Raw genomic sequence first — 3,420 nt, 5'->3', positions numbered from 1 at the left:
ATTACCGTGTGCCAAACCACCCGGCTCACGCGCCGCCGCCACGCGCCCGTGTTGGCACTCACCGCCGTGCAGGCGGGCGTTGTCGGCCTGGGCAGCCTGCTGCTGGCACTGCCAGGCAAATTGCCGCCCCTGCCGTCGCTCACCGATGACAGCGCCTTCTGGCTGGCCTGCATCTACCTGGTGCTGGGCTGCACGGTGTTTGCATTTGTGGTGCAAAACTGGGCCCTGCGCCACAGCACACCCACCCGCGTGGGCCTGCTCATGGGCAGCGAGCCTGCCTTTGGCGCGCTGTTTGCGGTGTTCTGGCTGGGCGAGCAGCTCAGCCCCACCGCCTGGCTAGGCGGAGCACTGATCGTGGGGGCTGCGCTGTGGACCATGGCCCGGCGAAGCACATCGCCCGCCTGATTCCTCCTGCGCGCGTCAGGGCTTGTTGGGCACTGCCGCCTGGCTGACCTGCCCGATCAGCCGGTGATAGAAACGGATCGCGTCCGCGTAGTTGGCAATCTCCAGCCGCTCGTTGGTGCCGTGAAAGCGTTTGAGGTCTTCTGAATTGGCGCGCACGGGCGAGAACTTGAAGATGTGGTCGCTGATGGCACCGTAGTGCTGCGAATCCGTGCCCGCCACCATCAACCCCGGGGCGACCAGCACGTCGGGGAAAACCTCGCGGATGGTCTGGTTGAGCAGGCGGTACTGGGTGGAGTCGGTCGGCGCCACCTTGGACGCTTCGACGGCACCGGGCAGCGTGCTCAGCTCCACCTGTGCGGCGGGTGCGCTGATCTTGCTGCGCACATGGTCCATCACATGCTCCTGGGTGTCGCCGGGCAGCAGGCGGAAGTTGACGGTGGCCTCGGCGCGGCCAGGCACCACGTTGTCGCGGTTGCCAGCCTGAACGATGGTCAGCGCCGTGGTGGTGCGCAGCATGGCGTTGGTGCTGGCCGCGCCTTCGAGCTGCTTTTGCACCACGGGGCGAAACAGCCACAGGTTGGACAACACCACGCGGTTCACGCCGCCCATCTCGGGCGCCAGGGTGTCGAACAGCTCGCCCGCCACACCCCGGATGCCGCCGGGCATCTGCTCTTCATCGAGGCGCTTGAGCGCATCGCTCATCATGGCAATGGCGCTGCTGCCCTTGTGCGGTGGCATGGACGAGTGGCCGGGCGTGCCCGACATCTTCATCACCACCGACATGTAGCCCTTCTCGGCAACGCCAATGACGGCAGCGGGCTTGGACAGGCCGGGCAACACGCCATCCAGGATCAGCAACCCCTCATCGATCACGAAATCCAGGCGCACCTTGCGCTCCTGCAGCAGCGCGGCGATTTTGGCGGCACCGCGCAGGCCGCCCACTTCTTCGTCGGCACCAAAGGCCAGGTAGATGGTGCGCTGGGGCACAAAGCCGCTGGCCAGCAGCATCTCCACGGCTTCAAGCTGGCTCATGAGGTTGCCCTTGTCGTCCCAAGAGCCCCGGCCCCAGACGTAGCCGCCCTCGATGGCACCGGAGTACGGGGGCTGCGCCCAGTCGCCCTCGGTGCCGGGGGCCACGGGCACCACGTCCTGGTGGGCCATCAACATCACCGGCGCGGCGCTGGCATCGCTGCCGGGCCAGGTGTAGAGCAGGCTCAGGCCACCCACCACTTCGCGCTTCAGTTTGGCGTGCACCAGAGGAAAACGCTGCTGCAGCAGCGCATGGAACTGCAAAAACTGACCCACATTGGCCTGGGCATCATCGCGCGAGGACTCGGTGCGCAGGCGCACGGCCTCGGCCAGGCGCAGGGCTACCGCAGCATCTTCCACCGGCAGGCGAGCAATGGGCTGCACCTCCAGCTGGCGCGATCCCTTGCGCGCAGTGTTAATACCCAGCGCGGCGGCCAGCAGCAGCACCAGGGCCAGCAGCCCCAGCAGGAGTTTTTTGATCATGTCAGGCACAAAGTAGCGAGGAAACCAAACGGATGTCTGCGCGGGCGGGCGCGCAACGCCATCCCGAAAGTAACAAGGTGTTGCGGCCGCAAGCATAGAGCAAAGGGCCACCTCGCTGATGGGCGCAGCGCGCTCGGCCACCCACCGCCCCACCTGCACCGCACACAAAAACCGCCTGGTCCCTGCAGTGCCAGCGGCTTTCAATCACTATATTTTTGATAGCTACCAGAGCATGCCCATCGCGCGGAGGCAGGCAATTTCACCGAGATCCAAGCGCCCTGACGGGCTGGCGCTGCGACCACAGCCACAGCGCAATGCCACCCACAATCATCGGCACACAGAGCCACTGCCCCATGCTCATGCCCAGCGACAGGATGCCCAGGAAGGCATCGGGTTCACGGAAGTACTCTGCGATGAAGCGGAACACGCCATAGCCGAACAGGAAGGCAGCGGCCACCTGGCCCTGGCGGCGCTCCTTGCGTGCATACAGCCACAACAAGATGAACAGCAGCAGCCCTTCCAGCAAGAACTGGTAGACCTGCGAAGGGTGGCGCGGCTGCATCGAGCCGCTGTGCGCAAACACCATGCCCCAAGGCAGGTCAGGGCTGGCAAAACGGCCCCACAGCTCGCCGTTGATGAAGTTCCCCACGCGCCCTGCGGCCAGCCCGGTGGGCACACAAGGCGCCACAAAGTCAGCCACCTGCAGCCAGGGGCGCTGGCGCGAATGTGCAAACCACAGCATGGCCACGATCACACCCAGCAAGCCGCCATGAAAGGCCATGCCCCCCTGCCACACGGCAAAAATCTCCAGCGGGTGGCTGAGGTAGTAGCCGGGTTTGTAGAACAGGCAATAACCCAGCCGCCCGCCGATGACCACACCTGCCACCCCCAGAAAGAGGATGTCCTCCACGTCCTTGCGCGTCCAGGCGGACTGGCCGGTGATGGAGGCAAAGGGCTCGTGCCGCAGGCGACGGATGCCCAACAGCATGAAAAGGCCAAAGGCCGCCAGGTAAGTGAGGCCGTACCAGTGGATGGCGAGCGGGCCGATCTGCAGGGCAACGGGGTCGATGTGGGGGTAGGTCAACATGGTGGGCGGTATTGTGCCCTCGCCCGAATGGCCCGGGCGCCACGCGCCCAATCCGCGCCGTCCACGCGCGCAATCCCCGCCATCCACCCGCCCAATGCGAACGCGTCTGATCAGCGTACGCATGCAGAGCGCAATTGCGGGGGCATTGCCGCAAGCCTGCCCGCGTCCGCGCGATACTCGCCGCCCAGAAACAAAGGACAACAACATGCAGGGAAACCCACAAGTCATCGAGTATTTCAAGGAACTGTTGCGCGGCGAGCTGGCTGCGCGCGACCAGTACTTCGTGCACTCGCGCACCTACGAGGATCTGGGCTTCATCAAGCTCTACACGCGCATGGACCACGAGATGCAGGAAGAAACCCAGCACGCCGACGTGCTGCTGCGCCGCATCCTCTTCCTGGGTGGCCGCCCCGACA

The 3,420-nt window shown here is 65.4% G+C and carries 4 protein-coding genes; 2 read left to right on the top strand and 2 right to left on the bottom strand.

Going from position 1 to position 3,420, the window contains the following annotated elements:
• Positions 1–405: DMT family transporter (locus DBR12_RS23335; protein WP_233245002.1), on the top strand; the 405-nt coding region annotated here is incomplete at its 5' end.
• A gap of 15 nt (positions 406–420) precedes the next feature.
• Here the strand turns inward: DBR12_RS23335 and DBR12_RS20815 are convergent.
• Positions 421–1,917 carry a M20 family peptidase gene (locus DBR12_RS20815; RefSeq protein WP_108618966.1) on the bottom strand — a complete coding sequence of 499 codons (1,497 nt, stop codon included), beginning with the start codon at positions 1,915–1,917 and terminating at the stop codon, positions 421–423.
• 259 nt (positions 1,918–2,176) lie between these two features.
• The gene (gene lgt / locus DBR12_RS20810; RefSeq protein WP_108618965.1) at positions 2,177–3,004 is read right to left on the bottom strand and encodes a prolipoprotein diacylglyceryl transferase; all 828 of its coding nucleotides are present in this window, start codon (positions 3,002–3,004) and stop codon (positions 2,177–2,179) included.
• Between the two features lie 205 nt (positions 3,005–3,209).
• On the opposite strand from lgt, the gene DBR12_RS20805 reads away from it, so the two are divergent.
• Positions 3,210–3,420, top strand: a 211-nt coding sequence (locus tag DBR12_RS20805; RefSeq protein WP_304529322.1) for a ferritin-like domain-containing protein, incomplete at its 3' end; no start/stop codon positions are given.

The sequence above is a fragment of the Acidovorax sp. HMWF029 genome (genome assembly GCF_003060895.1).
In the GTDB taxonomy this organism is placed as follows: Bacteria; Pseudomonadota; Gammaproteobacteria; order Burkholderiales; family Burkholderiaceae_C; genus Acidovorax.
This window is presented reverse-complemented; position numbering and strand designations above follow the sequence as displayed.